This is a genomic window from Streptomyces sp. N35, assembly GCF_016464295.1.
Lineage (GTDB): Bacteria > Actinomycetota > Actinomycetes > Streptomycetales > Streptomycetaceae > Streptomyces.
In genome coordinates this window covers 21,374-36,090 of sequence record NZ_JAEIMH010000003.1, presented here as the reverse complement: position 1 = coordinate 36,090, position 14,717 = coordinate 21,374, and the positions used below count along the sequence as shown (strand labels likewise).

Genomic DNA, 14,717 nt, shown 5'->3' with positions numbered 1-14,717 from the left:
ATCGCCCTGACGGCGGCGCTGGTCGTCCGGCGACAAACAACTCCCTCTCTGCTACGGGCTGTTGGCGTGCCGTGGCTCGTGGTGCCGCCGGTGTGCCTCGCTCTGGCGGCCTCGATGCAGCCCGTGTTGGCGTACCGCTATCTGCTCTTCTGCCTGCCTGCCGGCCCTGGCACTGCTGTGCGCGGGGGGTTTCCTCGCCCTGCCCCGGCCGGCCCGTACCGCGCTGGTCCTGGCCGTCGCCGCGCCCCTCGCCTTCGCCCACCGGGCGATACGCCTGGAGGAGAGCCGCACGTGGGACAGCACGGCCGCCGTCCGGATCCTGCACGACCACGGCGCGCCGGGCGACACGGTCGTGTTCACCGGCGCCCGGTGCGGCCTGATCCCGACCGCTTTCCAGAACACCGTCGCGGACTTCCCCGACATCGGCCGCTCCCGCAGCGCGGCCCAAACCGACGCGCTGGACAACGAACCCTCCGACGCGGCCACCCTCGCCCACCGCCTGGAGCGGGCGCCCCGGGTGTGGCACGTGACGTGCACGCACCTGTCGACCGGCGCCGCCAGGGCCGCCGCGCGGGCCGATGCGGCAGCGGAACAGGGGATGCGGGCCGCCGGGTTCAGGCCGTCCCGGCACTTCAGGATCCGAGGCATCGAGCTCACCCTCGAAACACGATGAGGGGCCGGCCGGGCAGAGGCGTGCCCCCGCGGGGATCAAGGGGACAGGTCCCCGCCGGCGGATCCGGTGCCCGCCGCCCGCAGTTGCTCGTGCACGGCGTACCCGGCGGCTGATCCGGACGCCGACCGCACCCGCGTACCGCCGTCCACGAGCAGGTCCGTGCCCGTCACCCAGCGCGCGGCGTCCGAGACCAGCCAGTGCACCGCCTCGGCGATGTCCTCGGGCTCGCCGATCCTGCCGAGCGGCAGCCCGTCCGCGATCCGACGCTCGGCGCCCTCCCAGGCGAAGCGGGCCATCTCGGTGCGCACCAGGCCGGGGGAGACGGTGTTCACCCGTACCCGCGGGGCGAGTTCGCCGGCGAGCTGGCGCGTGAGGTGCAGCAGGGCCGCCTTGCTCGTGCCGTACGCGCCGACATTCGGTCCGACGCCATGGGTGCCCTCGGTACCGATGTTCACGACGGCCCCGCCGTGCTCGCGCATCCAGGCCCGCCACGCCAACTGCACCAGCCGGAGCGGCGCTTCGACATTCGTGGCGAAGGCCGAGGTCCAGCGGTCGGGGTCGGCGTCCATCAGCGGCCCGTACGGCTGGTTCGTGGCGGCGTTGTTCACGAGGACGTCGAGGCGCCCGAACGCGTCGACGGTCCGGTGGACACAGGCCGCGAGATGGTCCGCGTCGGCCACGTCCCCCACGCAACCGACGGCCCGCACACCGGCCTTGTCCAGGTCATGGACGGCCCGCCGCACCCCGTCCGGATCCCGCCCCGTGACACACACGCCCGCACCCGACGCCCCGAGCCGGTGGGCGACGGCGAGGCCGATCCCACGCGTGGCACCGGTCACCAGGGCTGCCCTGCCGTCGAGTTCGCGTTCCGCTCCTTGAGATGCCATCCGCGTACGGTGACATGACGGGGCGTCAAGAGGGAGAGCCGTGCACCCGGCAGCTATGCGTACCCGGCCCTGTCACCTGTGCGTGCCCGGCCCTGTCCGCTGCCCGGCCGCACCCGCCACCAGGTCGAGCACCGGCCGCCAGTCCTCCATGACCCCGGCGTCGAGACCGACCACCTTCCCGGCGTCGTCGGCCTGCCGCAGCGTGGCGGCATCCTCCCCGTACGGGGGGGCCGCGGACGCCGCCCCCTCCTCGGGCGCCCTTCCCCCCCCCCCCGCCCCGCGCCCCCGCCCCCGCCGCGCAGGGGCGGGCCCCCCGCCCCCCCCGCTTCCTCGTGCGTCATCACCCCGCCCTGCGCCCGCAGCGTCAGCGCGCTCTGCTCGGACAGGGCGCGGCCGGGCTCGGTCGCGGCGAGGTAGCGCTTGGCGGGTACGTGCAGCCGGACCAGCTCGGCCACCCGGTCGCCGAGCAGCGGGCGCACCGCCGCGGCGGCATGGTCGGCGTGCGCCGCGTCGTCGCCCGGCCGCAGCAGATGGCCGAGGTCGTGCACGAGCCCGGCGACCTGGAGCTCCTTGTCGGCGGGGTGCGAGCGGCGCAGCAGCGCGGCGGTCTGCAGGGCGTGGTCGTGCAGATCGACCGGATCGCCGCTGCGGTCCGGGGTGTCCCAGGCGCCCCGGCAGGCGTGCAGCAGAGTCATCAGTGCGTCGACGGTGCGGATGCTCGTCAGTTCGTCGACGGTGCGGACGCTCGTCAGTTCGTCGACGGTGCGGACGCTCGTCACCGACGGCGGCTCGGTGCGCGACTCCATGGCGGCTCCTTCCGGTCCACGGCCGCGGGCGGGGTGCGCGATGCGGCGGGTGGGGTGTGCGGTGCGGCTTGTGGGGCGGGGTGTGCGGCTTGCCGGGTGTGCGTGCGGTGCCAGGAGAGCAGGCCGGGCTGACCGTGAGGCCAACAGGGGCTGAACCGTGCGCAGCCGAGAGCCTGATCCGGCCGGAACCGGGCACCCGAACCGACGTTTTGCGCCGTATCCCCAGGGTTGTACCAAGACTTTGCCTCCCCATAGAGCGGGGCCGCGCTCATTTGGTTACTCTGGTCGGGACGGACCGTCACAACGGGTTCCACCCACACCCTTGGGTCCGTCCTGGGGCAAGCCGGTCACCACGGTGAGTCCCGCAGGAGACACCGGCGCCACCGCGACCGAACTGGCCGAGACGATGCCCCTACCGGGCGGCCGCGGCGCCCCGGAGTGCGGGCGTTGCCGGTACGACCGGGGGTTACGCGACACATAAGGAGTGCGCGGTGACACCAGACAAGTCCAAGAGCGAGCAACTGGCCCCGAAGGAACGGCGCGACCGAGCCGGCCGCCGGCGCGGGGACCAGTTGGGCAGCCTCGAGGTGTGGGCGCGTTCCGCGCCGATCCGCCTCGCGGGGTACGAGGACGACCTCGCCGAGCCGCACATTCTGCCGAGCGTGGACTGAGGCAAGCACCGGGTTCTGGGCACGCACACGTTCTTGGTGTGCGCGCCCGGAATCGGTCAATGGTGTGCGCGCTCCGACCCGGCAGCCCTGCTCACGGCGTGGGCGCGTGCCGTCGCCACGGGCGCAGGGACTCCAACGTCGTGGCCAGGTCCAGGAGTTCGCCCTCCCGGTGCGGCGCCGCCACCAGCTGCACCGCACAGGGCAGCCCCGAGGACAGCACGCCGAACGGGACCGAGAGCGCGGGCCAGCCCGTGAGGTTCCAGACCGGAGTGAGCGGCGAATAGCGGGTGTTGGCGCTGACGTTGCGCAGCCAGCCCCGCTCGTGCCATGCCGCCGCGGCCGGACCTCGGCGGGCGAGTGCCGGCGTCAGCAGGATGTCGTGGTCCTCGAAGAACGGCTCGAGCAGCGTACGCAGCCGGGCCCGCCCCTCGCCGCGCTCCACACGGGCCAGTGAGCGACGGCCGAGCGCCGCATGCGTACGGGTGCGGCGGGCCAGCCGCGTACGGTCCAGGGCTCGCGCGTCCACATGTGTGCCGGCGGTCCAGTGCGCGAGGGCCGATGCGCCCAGCCACAGCGGATACGGGGGATCCGCGTCCTCGACCTGGTGGCCTGCCCCGGTCAGGGCCTTCCCCGCCTCGAGGGCCGCGGTCCGCCAGGCCTTGGTGACCGGTACGCCCGCCAGCGGACTGCGCACGGAAACCGCGATCCTGAGGCGGTCCGTGCCGGCGGCCGGCCGCTGCGGGGCACCGGAAAGAACCGAGAGCATCAGCCGGGCGTCGGCGACCGTAGTGGCGAGGGGACCGTTCTCCGAGAGCCCGAACCAGCCGCCGCCCAGCTCGCGCGGTACCACTCCGTCGCCGGGCTTGAAGCCGAGCACGCCGCAGTTCGCCGCCGGTATCCGCAGCGACCCCATCCCGTCGTTGCCGAGCGCGAGCGGCACCATCCCGGCCGCCACCGCGGCCGCGCTCCCACCGGACGAGCCGCCGGCCGTCCGTGAGGTGTCCCAGGGATTGCGGGCGGTGCCGTGCACCCCGTCCGTCGTGCCGAACACGCACAGTTCGGGGACGTTGGTGAGTCCGACCACGATCGCGCCGGCCGCTCGCAGCCGCGCCACCGTCGGATGGTCCTCGGCGGCCGGTGTGTCCGGTGTGGCTGCCGATCCGTTGCGGGTGGACTCGCCGCGTACGGGCAGATTGTCCTTCACCGCCACCGGTACGCCGGCGAGCGGGAGTCGGGCCAGATCCGGATGCGTGGCGAGGGCCTCCGCCTCCGCGAGCGCCTCGCGTGCGCGGATCCTGCGGAAGGCGCCCACGCGGGCGTCGAGCAGTTCGATCCGCGCGAGATGTTCCTCCGCGACCTCGCGCGGTGTGACGGTCTTCGCCCGTACGGCCGCGGCGATCTGTCCGGCGGTCTGCCCTGCCCAGCTGCTCACTGTCGCTCCTCGCCCCGCGCGTACGGCGCCGCCGCCCGCTGCTCGATGATCTCGGCCCTCAGGGATGATCTCGCTCCTCAGGGATGATCTCGCCCCTCAGGCCAGCACTGTGCCGCGTCCGAGGCTTCCCGTCGAGGCTGTTCGGGCCGAGTGCGTCCGCACATCCGACCTTCCGGCCCAACTTCCGTGCCCGCGCGGCCCATTGACAGGTCTCGGTCACGCCTCAATCATCAGACCTCCGATGAATGTCCGGCACGAACCATCCCGCACAAGGACACACCGTCCCCACGACAGGGAGTGCTGCACATGAACGCCTACCCGAGACGCCAGGTCATCGCCACCGCGACGGCCCTGGCCGCAGGAGCCGCGGTCACCACGGCCGGCCCGCTCGCGACCGGCGCGACGGCCGCACCGCATGAGCCCGAGGGCCGCGGCGCGTTCGAGCGTCCCGACGGGCCCCAGGGCGACGGCTGGGGCTCCGTCCCGCCCGCCGTCCCGGTGGCCCTCGAAGCCCACTACGACAACGACGGCATCGACACCGCCGCGGCGCGCGGCGGCGACTTCGACGGCTCCGGCTACACCTTTCCCGGCGAGGAACTCCCCGCCGGACGGATCGAGGTGGACGGCATCCCCTTCGCCTTCCCGTCCTCCGCCGCCGGCGCCGCGAACAACATCGTCGCCCGCGGCACCCGTATCGACCTGCCCCGGGGCCGCTACCTCTCCGCCCACTTCCTCGCCGCGGGCAGCTACGGCACCGCCTCCGGCAAGGCGACCGTCCACTATGCCGACGGCTCCACCTCGCAGGGCTCGCTCAGCGCGCCCGACTGGTACGCGGGCGGCGGTCTGCTCGGCGCCCCGTACCGCTACAAGCCGGACGGGACCAAGGACGCCCACAGCGTCGTGATCGACGCGACCGAGATCTGGCTGGACCCGGCATGCGAAGCCATCGCGCTCACACTGCCGGACCTCGGGCCCGCCGAGCCGGACAGCGCGGCGCTGCACGTGTTCGCGCTGACCCTTCAACCGGCCGCTGAGGGAAGGGCGTTGATGGTGCGCGGCGCCAAGTCCACGGTGTCGCTGCTCGAGGGGAGCCGTGCGCAGAGCGTCGAGGCGACCGTGGTCAACGCCGGAACGGTCGCCGTCCTCGCCCGCGACGCGCTGACCGTCGGAGTCGACGTCAGCGGCGCCCGTACGGTCGAAGCCGCAGACATCCGACGCCTCGACCCCGGGGACCAGGCCCGCGTCCGGACCGGCATCCGCACCCGCCCGGGAACCCCGGCCGGTACGCAGCAGGAGGGCGAGGCCGTCGCGGCCGCCTTCAGCCGCCCCGTCGCCACCGCCGGGAAGCGGCTCACGCTCGGCGTCCCCGACTACGAGCCGACGGCCGCCTCGCTCGGCACCCATCAGGCGCCGTACTGGTTCCACCGCGTGAAGTTCGGGATCTTCATCCACTGGGGTGTCTACTCGGTGCCCGCCTGGGCGCCGGTCGGCGAGCAGTACGCCGAGTGGTACTGGAACCACATGCAGCTCCCTGACAACCCGACGTACGCGCATCACAAGGCCGTGTACGGCGAGGACTTCGCGTACGACGACTTCATCCCGATGTTCCGCGCGGAGAAGTACGACCCGCGCGCCTGGGTGGAGCTGTTCCGTGACGCGGGCGCCCAGTATCACGTGCTGACGTCGAAGCACCACGAAGGCTTCGCGCTCTGGGACACCAAGCTGGCGGACCGCAACTCCGTGAAGATGGGCCCGAAGCGCGACCTCATCAAGGAACTGTTCGACGCCTCGAAGACGTACACCCCCGAACTGCACCGAGGCCTGTACTTCTCCATGCCCGAGTGGTTCAACCCGGACAACCCCTGGCGCGGGCACGCACCGCGCAACCCGTACACCCTGGAGCCCGTCCCGTACACCGGCTACACGGCGGGCAAGGACTACGTGCGGGACTATCAGGCGCCGCAGATGCTGGAGTTGATCCACGGCTACGACCCGCAGGTCCTGTGGTGCGACATCGGCGGGGTCAACGACAGCCACCACGTGATCGCCGAGTACTTCAACCACGCCAAGAACCGGCCACAGCCGTACGAGGTCGCGGTCAACAACCGTTCCGGGATCCCGTTCCACGACTTCACCACGCCCGAGTACACGACGTACGACAACACGGTCGTGGCGAAGTGGGAGTCGAGCCGCGGACTGGATCCGTTCAGCTACGGATACAACGCGGCCACGCCCGACGACCGCTACATGACGACCGAGGAGATCGTGCACAGCCTCGTCGACATCGTGTCCAAGAACGGCAACTTCCTGCTCGACATCGGACCGCGCGCCGACGGCACCATCCCCGAGATCATGGAGCGGCGGCTGCGCGAGACGGGGGAGTGGCTGAAGGTCAACGGAGAGGCGGTCTACGACACCACGTACTGGTCGAGGATGGCGCAGCTCGGTGAGGACCTGCGGTTCACCGTGCGGCAGAACAGGGCGTTCTACATCCACTCCCTCGCCGCCCCGGGAGCGCGGCTCACCGTCGAGGCTCCGGTGCCGATCCGGCAGGGCGACCGGGTGACCATGCTCGGCCACGACCGCCCCCTGACCTGGCGGACCAGCGGCGGATCGCTCGTCGTCGATGTGCCGCAGGCGGCGCGCAAGGCCGGGCGGCATGTCTGGGTGTTCAAGGTCGACTGGCGGTCCTGAACGACCCGATGAGCCAGGGTGATCCGACCTCTTCGCGAGCAAGTCACCGGATCTTGCCGGTTGCAGGGGCTTGTGCAGCTGGAGACATCCGATGAATACTCGTGCTGCCTCAGAGGTCCGATGAAAAGGGTCTGTATCGGCCCCGCGGACCTCTGAGGCCATGGACGAACCCTGACTTGGAGAGAGCCGTGACGCCAACACCCGCTCGTATCACGGCAGTCGACACCTTCGATATCCGCTTCCCGACCTCGGCCGAGCTCGACGGCTCCGACGCCATGAACCCCGACCCCGACTACTCCGCCGCCTATGTGGTGCTGCGCACCGACGCCGGCGACGGGCGGGAGGGGCACGGGTTCGCCTTCACCATCGGGCGCGGCAACGACGTCCAGGTGGCCGCCATCGAAGCCCTGCGCCCGCATGTCGTCGGCCGGCCGGTGGAGGAACTCTGCGCCGATCCGGGCTCGTTGAACCGGGACCTGATCGGCGACAGCCAGCTGCGCTGGCTCGGTCCGGAGAAGGGCGTCATGCATATGGCGGTCGGCGCGGTCGTCAACGCCGTCTGGGACCTCGCCGCCAAGCGCGCGGGACTGCCGCTGTGGCAGCTCCTGGCACGCGCCGAACCGGCCTGGCTGGTCTCGCAGATCGACTTCCGCTACATCGCCGATGTGCTCGGCCCGGACGAGGCGCTCGCCCTCCTGGAGCGCGGCCGGGTGGACGCGGACCAGCGCTCGGCGCGGCTGCGGGTGCGCGGCTACCCGGCGTACACCACCTCGCCCGGCTGGCTCGGCTACTCCGACGAGAAGCTGACCCGCCTCGCACGCGAGGCCGTCGCCGAAGGATTCACCCAGATCAAGCTGAAGGTCGGCGCCGACCTCGAGGACGACCTGCGCCGGCTGGGCGCCGCGCGGGCCGCCGTGGGCGCGGACTTCCGTATCGCCGTGGACGCCAACCAGCGCTGGAACGTGGACGAGGCGATCACCTGGACCCGGGCGCTCGCCACGCACGACCCTTACTGGATCGAGGAGCCCACCAGCCCGGACGACGTGCTCGGCCATGCCGAGATCCGGCGCTCGGTGGCGCCCGTGAAAGTCGCGACCGGTGAACACGTACAGAACCGCATCGTCTTCAAGCAGCTCCTCCAGGCCGGCGCGATCGACATCCTCCAGCTGGACGCGGCCCGCGTCGGCGGCGTGAACGAGAACCTGGCGATCCTGCTGCTCGCCGCCAAGTTCGGCATCCCCGTCTGCCCGCACGCCGGAGGCGTCGGACTGTGCGAACTCGTCCAGCATCTGGCGATGTTCGACTACGTGGCGCTCAGCGGCACCACCGACGACCGGGTGATCGAGTACGTCGACCATCTCCACGAGCACTTCCAGGACCCCGTCGTCATCCGCGACGGCCACTACGTGGCCCCGGCCGCGCCCGGTTTCTCCGCGGCCATGCACCCCGAGTCCCTGGACCGCTACCGCTATCCGGACGGTACGTACTGGGCCGAGGCCCTTCCCGCGCCGGACCCGAACCACCATGATCTCCTGCAGCGGAAGGGAGCAGCGGCATGACCGAGTTCGACGGGCTCAGGGCCCTTGTCACCGGCGGCGCCTCAGGCATCGGCCGGGCCACGGCGGAACTCCTCGCGGCACGCGGAGCACAGGTCACCGTCCTCGACCTCACCCCGGAGTCGGTGGACAAACCGCTGCTCGCCCGGCGCGCGGACGTCACGGACGACGCGTCCGTACGGGAAGCGGTGGCCGCGGCCGCCGAGGAGATGGGCGGCCTGGACATCCTGGTCAACAACGCGGGGATCGGCGCCCAGGGCACCGTCGAGGACAACGACGACGAGACGTGGCACCGCGTCCTCGACGTCAATGTGCTCGGCATGGTCCGCACCACGCGCGCCGCGCTGCCGCATCTGCGCGCCTCGCGGCACGCGGCGATCGTCAACACCTGTTCGATCGCCGCGACCGCGGGCCTGCCGCAGCGCGCGCTCTACAGCGCCTCCAAGGGAGCGGTGCTCTCCCTCCCCCTCCCCATGGCCGCGGATCACGACCGCGAAGGCATCCGCGTCACCTGCGCCAACCCCGGCACGGTCGACACCCCCTGGGTCGGCCGGCTCCTGGGAGCCGCCGGCGATCCGGCCGCCGAACGGGCCGCTCTCGAAGCGCGCCAGCCCACCGGCCGGCTCGTCACGGCCGAGGAAGTCGCCGCGGCCATCGCCTACTTGGCGAGCCCGTCCGCCGGCGCTAGCACCGGTATGGCGCTCGCGGTCGACGGCGGCATGCAGGGCCTCAGGCTCCGGCCGGTGACGTCATGATCGCCACCTCCCGCCTCGCCTCGACCGACGTCACGGTCTCCCGCCTGTCGTTCGGCGCCGCCCCGATCGCCGGACTGTTCGAGCCCGTGCCCGACCAGCAGGCGTACGAGGCGGTCACCGCCGCCTGGGACGCGGGGATCCGCACCTTCGACACCGCCCCGCACTACGGGCTCGGCGTCTCCGAGCGCCGCCTCGGCGAAGTGCTGCGCGACAAGCCCCGCCCCAGCTACACCCTGTCCACCAAGGTCGGCCGGCTGCTCGAGCCGTACGACGGCGGCGGCGACGATCTCGCGGCCGGCGGCTTCGCGGTGCCCGCGACGCACCGCAGGGTCTGGGACTTCACCGCGGACGGCGTCCGGCGCAGCATCGAGGGCAGCCTGGAACGCCTGGGCCTCGACCAGATCGACATCGTCTATCTGCACGACCCGGACGACCACGAGGAGTGGGCGTTCCGCGAGGGATACCCGGCGCTGGAGCAGCTGCGTTCCGAGGGCGTGGTGGGCGCGATCGGCGCCGGAATGAACCAGGCCGAGATGCTGACCCGCTTCATCACCGACACCGACACGGATGTGGTCCTGGCCGCGGGTCGCTACACCCTCCTCGACCAGATCGCGCTCAAGGCGCTGCTGCCCGAGGCCGAGGCCCGCGGCAGGAGCGTGATCGCCGCGGCCGTCTACAACTCGGGGATCCTCGCCGAACCGCGGCCGGGAGCCACCTACAACTACACGACCGCCCCCGACGACCTGCTGGCCCGCGCCCGGCGCATCAAGGAGCTCGCCGAACAGCACGGCACGACGCTGCGCGCGGCCGCGCTCGCCTTCCCGCTGGGGCATCCCGCAGTCGCCGGCGTACTGGTGGGGATGCGCTCGGCCGACCAAGTACGGGACACGGCACAGCAGTTCGCCACGCCGGTGCCCGCCGGATTCTGGGCCGACCTCAAGAGCGAAGGGCTGCTCGCCGAGGACGTGCCGGTGCCCGGGGCGGCGGCGGCCGGATGAGAGTCGCGCTGCACACCCGGGTCCGTGCGGACCGGATCGAGGAGTACGAGGCCGCGCATCGTGAGGTGCCCGGAGAACTCGCCGGCGCGATCCGGGCGGCGGGCGCGCACTCCTGGACGATCTGGCGCAGCGGCACCGACCTCTTCCATCTCCTCGAATGCGAGGACTACGCCGCGCTGCTCGCCGCACTGGAGAAGCTGCCGGTCAACATCGCCTGGCAGGCCCGCATGGCCGAGCTTCTCGACGTGGTCCACGACTACTCGGCGGAGGGCTCGGACGCCTCGCTGCCGGTGGTGTGGGAGCTGCCGTGACCATCGTTCGCGCCTTCGCCGGGGATCTGCCGTGACCCTCGTCGACGCGCATCACCACGTGTGGGACCTCGCGGTCCGCGACCAGGACTGGATCACCGGACCCGAACTGGCCCCGATCCGCCGCGACTTCACCCTCGCCGACCTGGAACCTGAGGCCCGGGCGGCGGGGGTCGTGGCCACCGTCCTGGTCCAGACGGTCACCGCCGCGGACGAGACCCCCGAGTTCCTGGCCCTCGCCGCGACGAGCGACCTGGTCGCGGGGGTCGTCGGCTGGACCGACCTCACCGCCCCGGATGTCGCGGACGAACTGGCCCGGCTGCGCGAACTTCCGGGCGGCGAGCACCTGGTGGGCATCCGGCACCAGGTCCAGGGCGAGCCCGACCCCGCATGGCTGCTGCGTCCGGACGTACGCAGAGGCCTGGCCGCGGTCGCCGGCGCGGGACTCGCGTACGACCTGGTGGTGAAACCGCATCAGCTGGCCGCCTGTGTGCGGGCGGCCGCGGGACTCCCCGAGCTGACCTTCGTCCTCGACCACCTCGGCAAACCGTCGATCGCGGACGACGGGCCGGAGCAGTGGGCCTGCGACATGCGGACGTTCGCCGCACTGCCCAACACCACCGCCAAGCTCTCGGGCCTGGTGACCGAGGCGGACTGGGCGCGCTGGACGGTGCGCGATCTGCGCCCGTACGTGGAGACGGCCTTGGAGGCCTTCGGGGCCGCGCGGCTGATGTTCGGCTCGGACTGGCCGGTGTGCCGGCTCGCGGCCTCGTACGGGGAAGTCCTCGACAGTGCGCGGGAGTTGACCGCCGGCCTCGGCGAGGGCGAGCGTCAGGAGATCTTCGCCGGGACGGCGAGGCGGGTGTACGGGCTCTCAGCGCTCTGAGGGATCCGGAGCCTCCGCGATGTTCCGGGGTGTGTCGAGCCGTGTCGGCGGCAGGAACTCCCGTACGTAGGTCCGCTGCCACCACGCCCCTGTCGCACGCAGCTCGTCCCAGGTCGTATAGCGGTAGCGGTACACGCGCGCCCGGACGAAGCGCGGCGGCCCGCCGGGGAACGGGTTGTGGCGCAGCAGCCGCAGCGTGTCCCGGTCGCCGTCGAGCAGCCGTTCCACGAACGGTCCGAACCAGCTGCGGGCGTACGCGGGGGAGAGCGCCGCGAACCACATCATCCAGTCGAGCCGCAGATGGTACGGGGCGAACTGCCGGGGCAGCCGGGTGAGTTCACCGGGTTTGCCGTGGAAGCCGTACTCCTTCCAGCCGGTCCCGTCCGGCAGCGGGACCGCTTCGTCGGTGCCCTCGACCGCGATCTCCTGGCGGACGCGGCCGACCGTGCCGAACGCACCGTAGGTGTTGACCAGGTGGAGCGGGTCGAAGGAGGTGTTCATGACCTGGCGGCGGGAGAGCAGATTGCGCGCCGGGCGGTAGCTCAGGACCACGACCAGCGCCGTCACGGCAAGGACGAGGATCTCGTACCAGAGAGGCGGCCGGGACAGTGCGGGCGGTGCGCCCGTCACAGGCGTGAAGTCGATCGCGGACACCGCGAGCGCGATCGTCAGCCAGTTCAGCCAGGCGAAGTTGCCGGACAGCACCAGCCACAGTTGGGTGAGGACCACGACGGCCGCCGCGTACGAGGCGACGGGCTGTGGGGTGAACAGCAGGAACGGCAGAACGAGTTGGGTGACGTGATTCGCCGCCACCTCGACCCGGTGCAAGGGTCTGGGCAGGTGGTGGAAGAACCAGCTCAGCGGGCCCGGCATCGGCTGGGTCTCGTGGTGGTAGTGCAGACAGGTCAGCTTGCGCCAGCACTCGTCCCCGCGCATTTTGATCAGCCCGGCGCCGAATTCCACCCGGAACAGCACCCAGCGCAGCAGGAACAGGACAAGGAGCGGCGGGGCCATATCGTGCGGGCCGAGGAAGACCGCGAGGAAGCCGACCTCCAGAAGCAGCGACTCCCAGCCGAAGCCGTACCAGGTCTGCCCCACATTCACGATCGAGAGATAGAGCAGCCAGGGCAGCGCCCACAGCACCATGCCCGCCCACAGGGGCAGTTCGGCGTCCAGGCCCGCCAGGAGGGCGAGCGAGCACAGGACTCCCGTCCAGGCGACGGTCGCGAACAGGCGGTCCGAGTAGCGCAGCTGGAACAGGCTCGGTGCCCGCCGGAACGGCACCCGGGCCACGAACCGGGGAATCGGCAGCATCCCGCGCTCGCCGATCAGCGCACGGAACTGCAGGGCCGCGCCGAGAAAGGCCAGCAGATACACGGCGGCGAGCACCCGCTGGAAGACGAGGCGGGCGAGCCAGTAGTCGGGCGCCGTGAACCACTCCACCTCTCCATTGTGGCGCCGGGGGCGGGCGTGGCCCTGTCGCCGGGGCTGGGTCCGGGGCTGGGTCCGGGGCTGGGTCAGGGTCCGGCATCGCCGGTCCTGGGCCCCGGCTCACGCGGTTGCGGGGCCCAAAACGCGATTCACACAATGAGGGACGTACGGCCAGAAAACAGGCGGGAGAACGGCGTGCACTCACCGACCAGGCGCTATGCCACAGCCCTCGCGATATCCGGAGCCCTGCTGGTCGCGGGCTGCTCCAGCGGCGGCGAGAACGACGCGGGCGATACGGGCAGTGACAAGGAGCTGTTCCTCCAGCCCGTCGCCGCGGCCGGCCCGGATCCCTTCACGGACTCCACCGCGAAGGTCACCGAGACTCCGCCCCCTGTCACCCGTACGCCGCAACCGTCCCCGACCCAGTCCGCTTCGCCCTCGCAGGCCGGGGTCAGGAGCTACCAGGGTTCGACGCCCGGTCTGTACGGCGGTACGCAGTCCGTCAGCAGCTGCGATGTCGAGCAGCAGGTCCGCTTCCTCACCGCCGACCAGGCCAAGGCCCGTGCGTTCGCCCAGGTCGAAGGGATTTCGCAGGGCGATGTCCCGAGCTGGCTGCGCGGCCTCACCCCCGTACAGCTGCGGGTGGACACCCGCGTCACCAATCACGGCTACAGCGGCGGACAGCCGACCAGCTTCCAGTCCGTGCTCCAGGCGGGCAGCGCGGTGCTCGTCGACAACCGGGGCCTGCCGCGCGTGCGCTGCGCCTGCGGCAATCCGCTGACACCTCCCGCCGCGCTGCACAAGGACGCGACGCACCACGGTCAGCCCTGGCAGGGCTACCACCCCGCGAACGTCATCGTGGTCAAGCCGTCCACCACCGTGATCAACAACATCACGATCATCAACATCACCAACAACACCTGGATCGAGCGGCCGATCGGCGACGACGGCGACAAGGACAAGATCGTCCCGCCGCCCACTCCCACGCCCGACCCCACGGACATCGACCCGACCGATCCGGACGACCCGACGACCGATCCGCCCACGGACGACCCGACGACCGAGCCGGACGACCGGACCACCGACCCGGACGACCCGACGACCGACCCGCCCACGGACGACCCGACGGGCACCGACCCGGCGGAGTCCGACAGCGCGACGCCCGACGGTGACGAGACCAGCGATACGCCGAGCCCGACCGACTGCCCGACGGTCTCCCCGACGCCCACGGCCCCCGGTGCGCCGACGCCGACCATCCCGGCCGGGTGCCCGGTCCCGGGCCCCCCCTGCCCTTCCCGGTGCCGGCCCCCGACCCGCCGGCGCGGCACGGCGGTGCCGTCACGCACCCGGACGGCGGCCAGGACCCGACGGACCGTACGGACATCCCGAGCCTGCCGCAGGACGAGACCGCGCCCGACGGCCCCGGTGACCAGACCGGGCCCGACACGGTCCCGGACGCCCCCGATGTCGAGCCCGGTCCTGACACCCCGTTCATCCCGACCCAGCCGGAGTCCTTCACCGGCTGACGGCCCCCGCACACCTGATTTCGTCCTTTCGGGCGGCGCCCCCCCCGCCGAGGGGGGAGGACGCCGGAAGCGGCGGGGGGGGGTGTTCGACACC

13 protein-coding genes are annotated in these 14,717 nt (G+C 72.0%); 9 read left to right on the top strand and 4 right to left on the bottom strand.

Annotated elements, in window-relative coordinates; all coding sequences use genetic code 11:
* The first annotated feature begins 61 nt into the window (after positions 1 to 61).
* A complete protein-coding gene (locus JAO81_RS02055; protein WP_199545977.1) occupies positions 62 to 673 on the top strand; it encodes a hypothetical protein in 612 nt (203 codons plus the stop codon).
* A gap of 35 nt (positions 674 to 708) precedes the next feature.
* Here the strand turns inward: JAO81_RS02055 and JAO81_RS02050 are convergent, their stop codons facing one another.
* Both JAO81_RS02050 and JAO81_RS42110 read right to left on the bottom strand, forming a co-directional pair.
* The gene (locus tag JAO81_RS02050; protein ID WP_199545976.1) at positions 709 to 1,560 is read right to left on the bottom strand and encodes an SDR family oxidoreductase; all 852 of its coding nucleotides are present in this window, start codon (positions 1,558 to 1,560) and stop codon (positions 709 to 711) included.
* Between the two features lie 53 nt (positions 1,561 to 1,613).
* Positions 1,614 to 2,366 carry an inositol oxygenase family protein gene (locus JAO81_RS42110; RefSeq protein WP_374194246.1) on the bottom strand — a complete coding sequence of 251 codons (753 nt, stop codon included), beginning with the start codon at positions 2,364 to 2,366 and terminating at the stop codon, positions 1,614 to 1,616.
* A 491-nt stretch (positions 2,367 to 2,857) separates the two neighbouring features.
* On the opposite strand from JAO81_RS42110, the gene JAO81_RS02040 reads away from it, so the two are divergent.
* The gene (locus JAO81_RS02040) at positions 2,858 to 3,037 is read left to right on the top strand and encodes a hypothetical protein (RefSeq protein WP_093607003.1); all 180 of its coding nucleotides are present in this window, start codon (positions 2,858 to 2,860) and stop codon (positions 3,035 to 3,037) included.
* 91 nt (positions 3,038 to 3,128) lie between these two features.
* Here the strand turns inward: JAO81_RS02040 and JAO81_RS02035 are convergent, their stop codons facing one another.
* Complete coding sequence (locus tag JAO81_RS02035) at positions 3,129 to 4,469, bottom strand: amidase (RefSeq protein WP_199545975.1); 1,341 nt, start codon at positions 4,467 to 4,469, stop codon at positions 3,129 to 3,131.
* A 306-nt stretch (positions 4,470 to 4,775) separates the two neighbouring features.
* Here JAO81_RS02035 and JAO81_RS02030 point away from each other — a divergent pair, with 306 nt between their 5' ends.
* The 6 genes from JAO81_RS02030 to JAO81_RS02005 all read left to right on the top strand — a co-directional run bounded on the left by JAO81_RS02030 (position 4,776) and on the right by JAO81_RS02005 (position 11,666).
* Positions 4,776 to 7,163, top strand: coding sequence for an alpha-L-fucosidase (locus JAO81_RS02030; protein ID WP_199545974.1), 2,388 nt, complete (start codon positions 4,776 to 4,778; stop codon positions 7,161 to 7,163).
* Between the two features lie 188 nt (positions 7,164 to 7,351).
* Entirely contained in the window at positions 7,352 to 8,722 is a 1,371-nt protein-coding gene (locus tag JAO81_RS02025) for an enolase C-terminal domain-like protein (RefSeq protein ID WP_199545973.1), read from the top strand.
* Positions 8,719 to 9,474, top strand: coding sequence for an SDR family NAD(P)-dependent oxidoreductase (locus tag JAO81_RS02020; protein ID WP_199545972.1), 756 nt, complete (start codon positions 8,719 to 8,721; stop codon positions 9,472 to 9,474). Before JAO81_RS02025 ends, JAO81_RS02020 begins: the two co-directional genes overlap by 4 nt.
* Positions 9,471 to 10,472 (top strand): aldo/keto reductase, encoded by a 1,002-nt coding sequence (locus JAO81_RS02015; RefSeq protein WP_199545971.1) that lies wholly within the window; start codon positions 9,471 to 9,473, stop codon positions 10,470 to 10,472. Before JAO81_RS02020 ends, JAO81_RS02015 begins: the two co-directional genes overlap by 4 nt.
* Entirely contained in the window at positions 10,469 to 10,783 is a 315-nt protein-coding gene (locus JAO81_RS02010; RefSeq protein ID WP_199545970.1) for an L-rhamnose mutarotase, read from the top strand. The genes JAO81_RS02015 and JAO81_RS02010 overlap by 4 nt, the downstream gene beginning before the upstream one ends.
* Before the next feature lie 31 nt (positions 10,784 to 10,814).
* Entirely contained in the window at positions 10,815 to 11,666 is an 852-nt protein-coding gene (locus JAO81_RS02005) for an amidohydrolase (RefSeq protein ID WP_199545969.1), read from the top strand.
* Here JAO81_RS02005 and JAO81_RS02000 read toward each other — a convergent pair.
* Positions 11,655 to 13,109, bottom strand: coding sequence for a lipase maturation factor family protein (locus JAO81_RS02000; protein WP_199545968.1), 1,455 nt, complete (start codon positions 13,107 to 13,109; stop codon positions 11,655 to 11,657). The two genes, JAO81_RS02005 and JAO81_RS02000, sit on opposite strands and share 12 nt — an antisense overlap.
* A gap of 183 nt (positions 13,110 to 13,292) precedes the next feature.
* Between JAO81_RS02000 and JAO81_RS01995 the strand changes: the two genes are divergently transcribed.
* A partial coding sequence (locus tag JAO81_RS01995; RefSeq protein ID WP_199545967.1) for a DUF6777 domain-containing protein occupies positions 13,293 to 14,717 on the top strand: 1,425 nt, incomplete at its 3' end.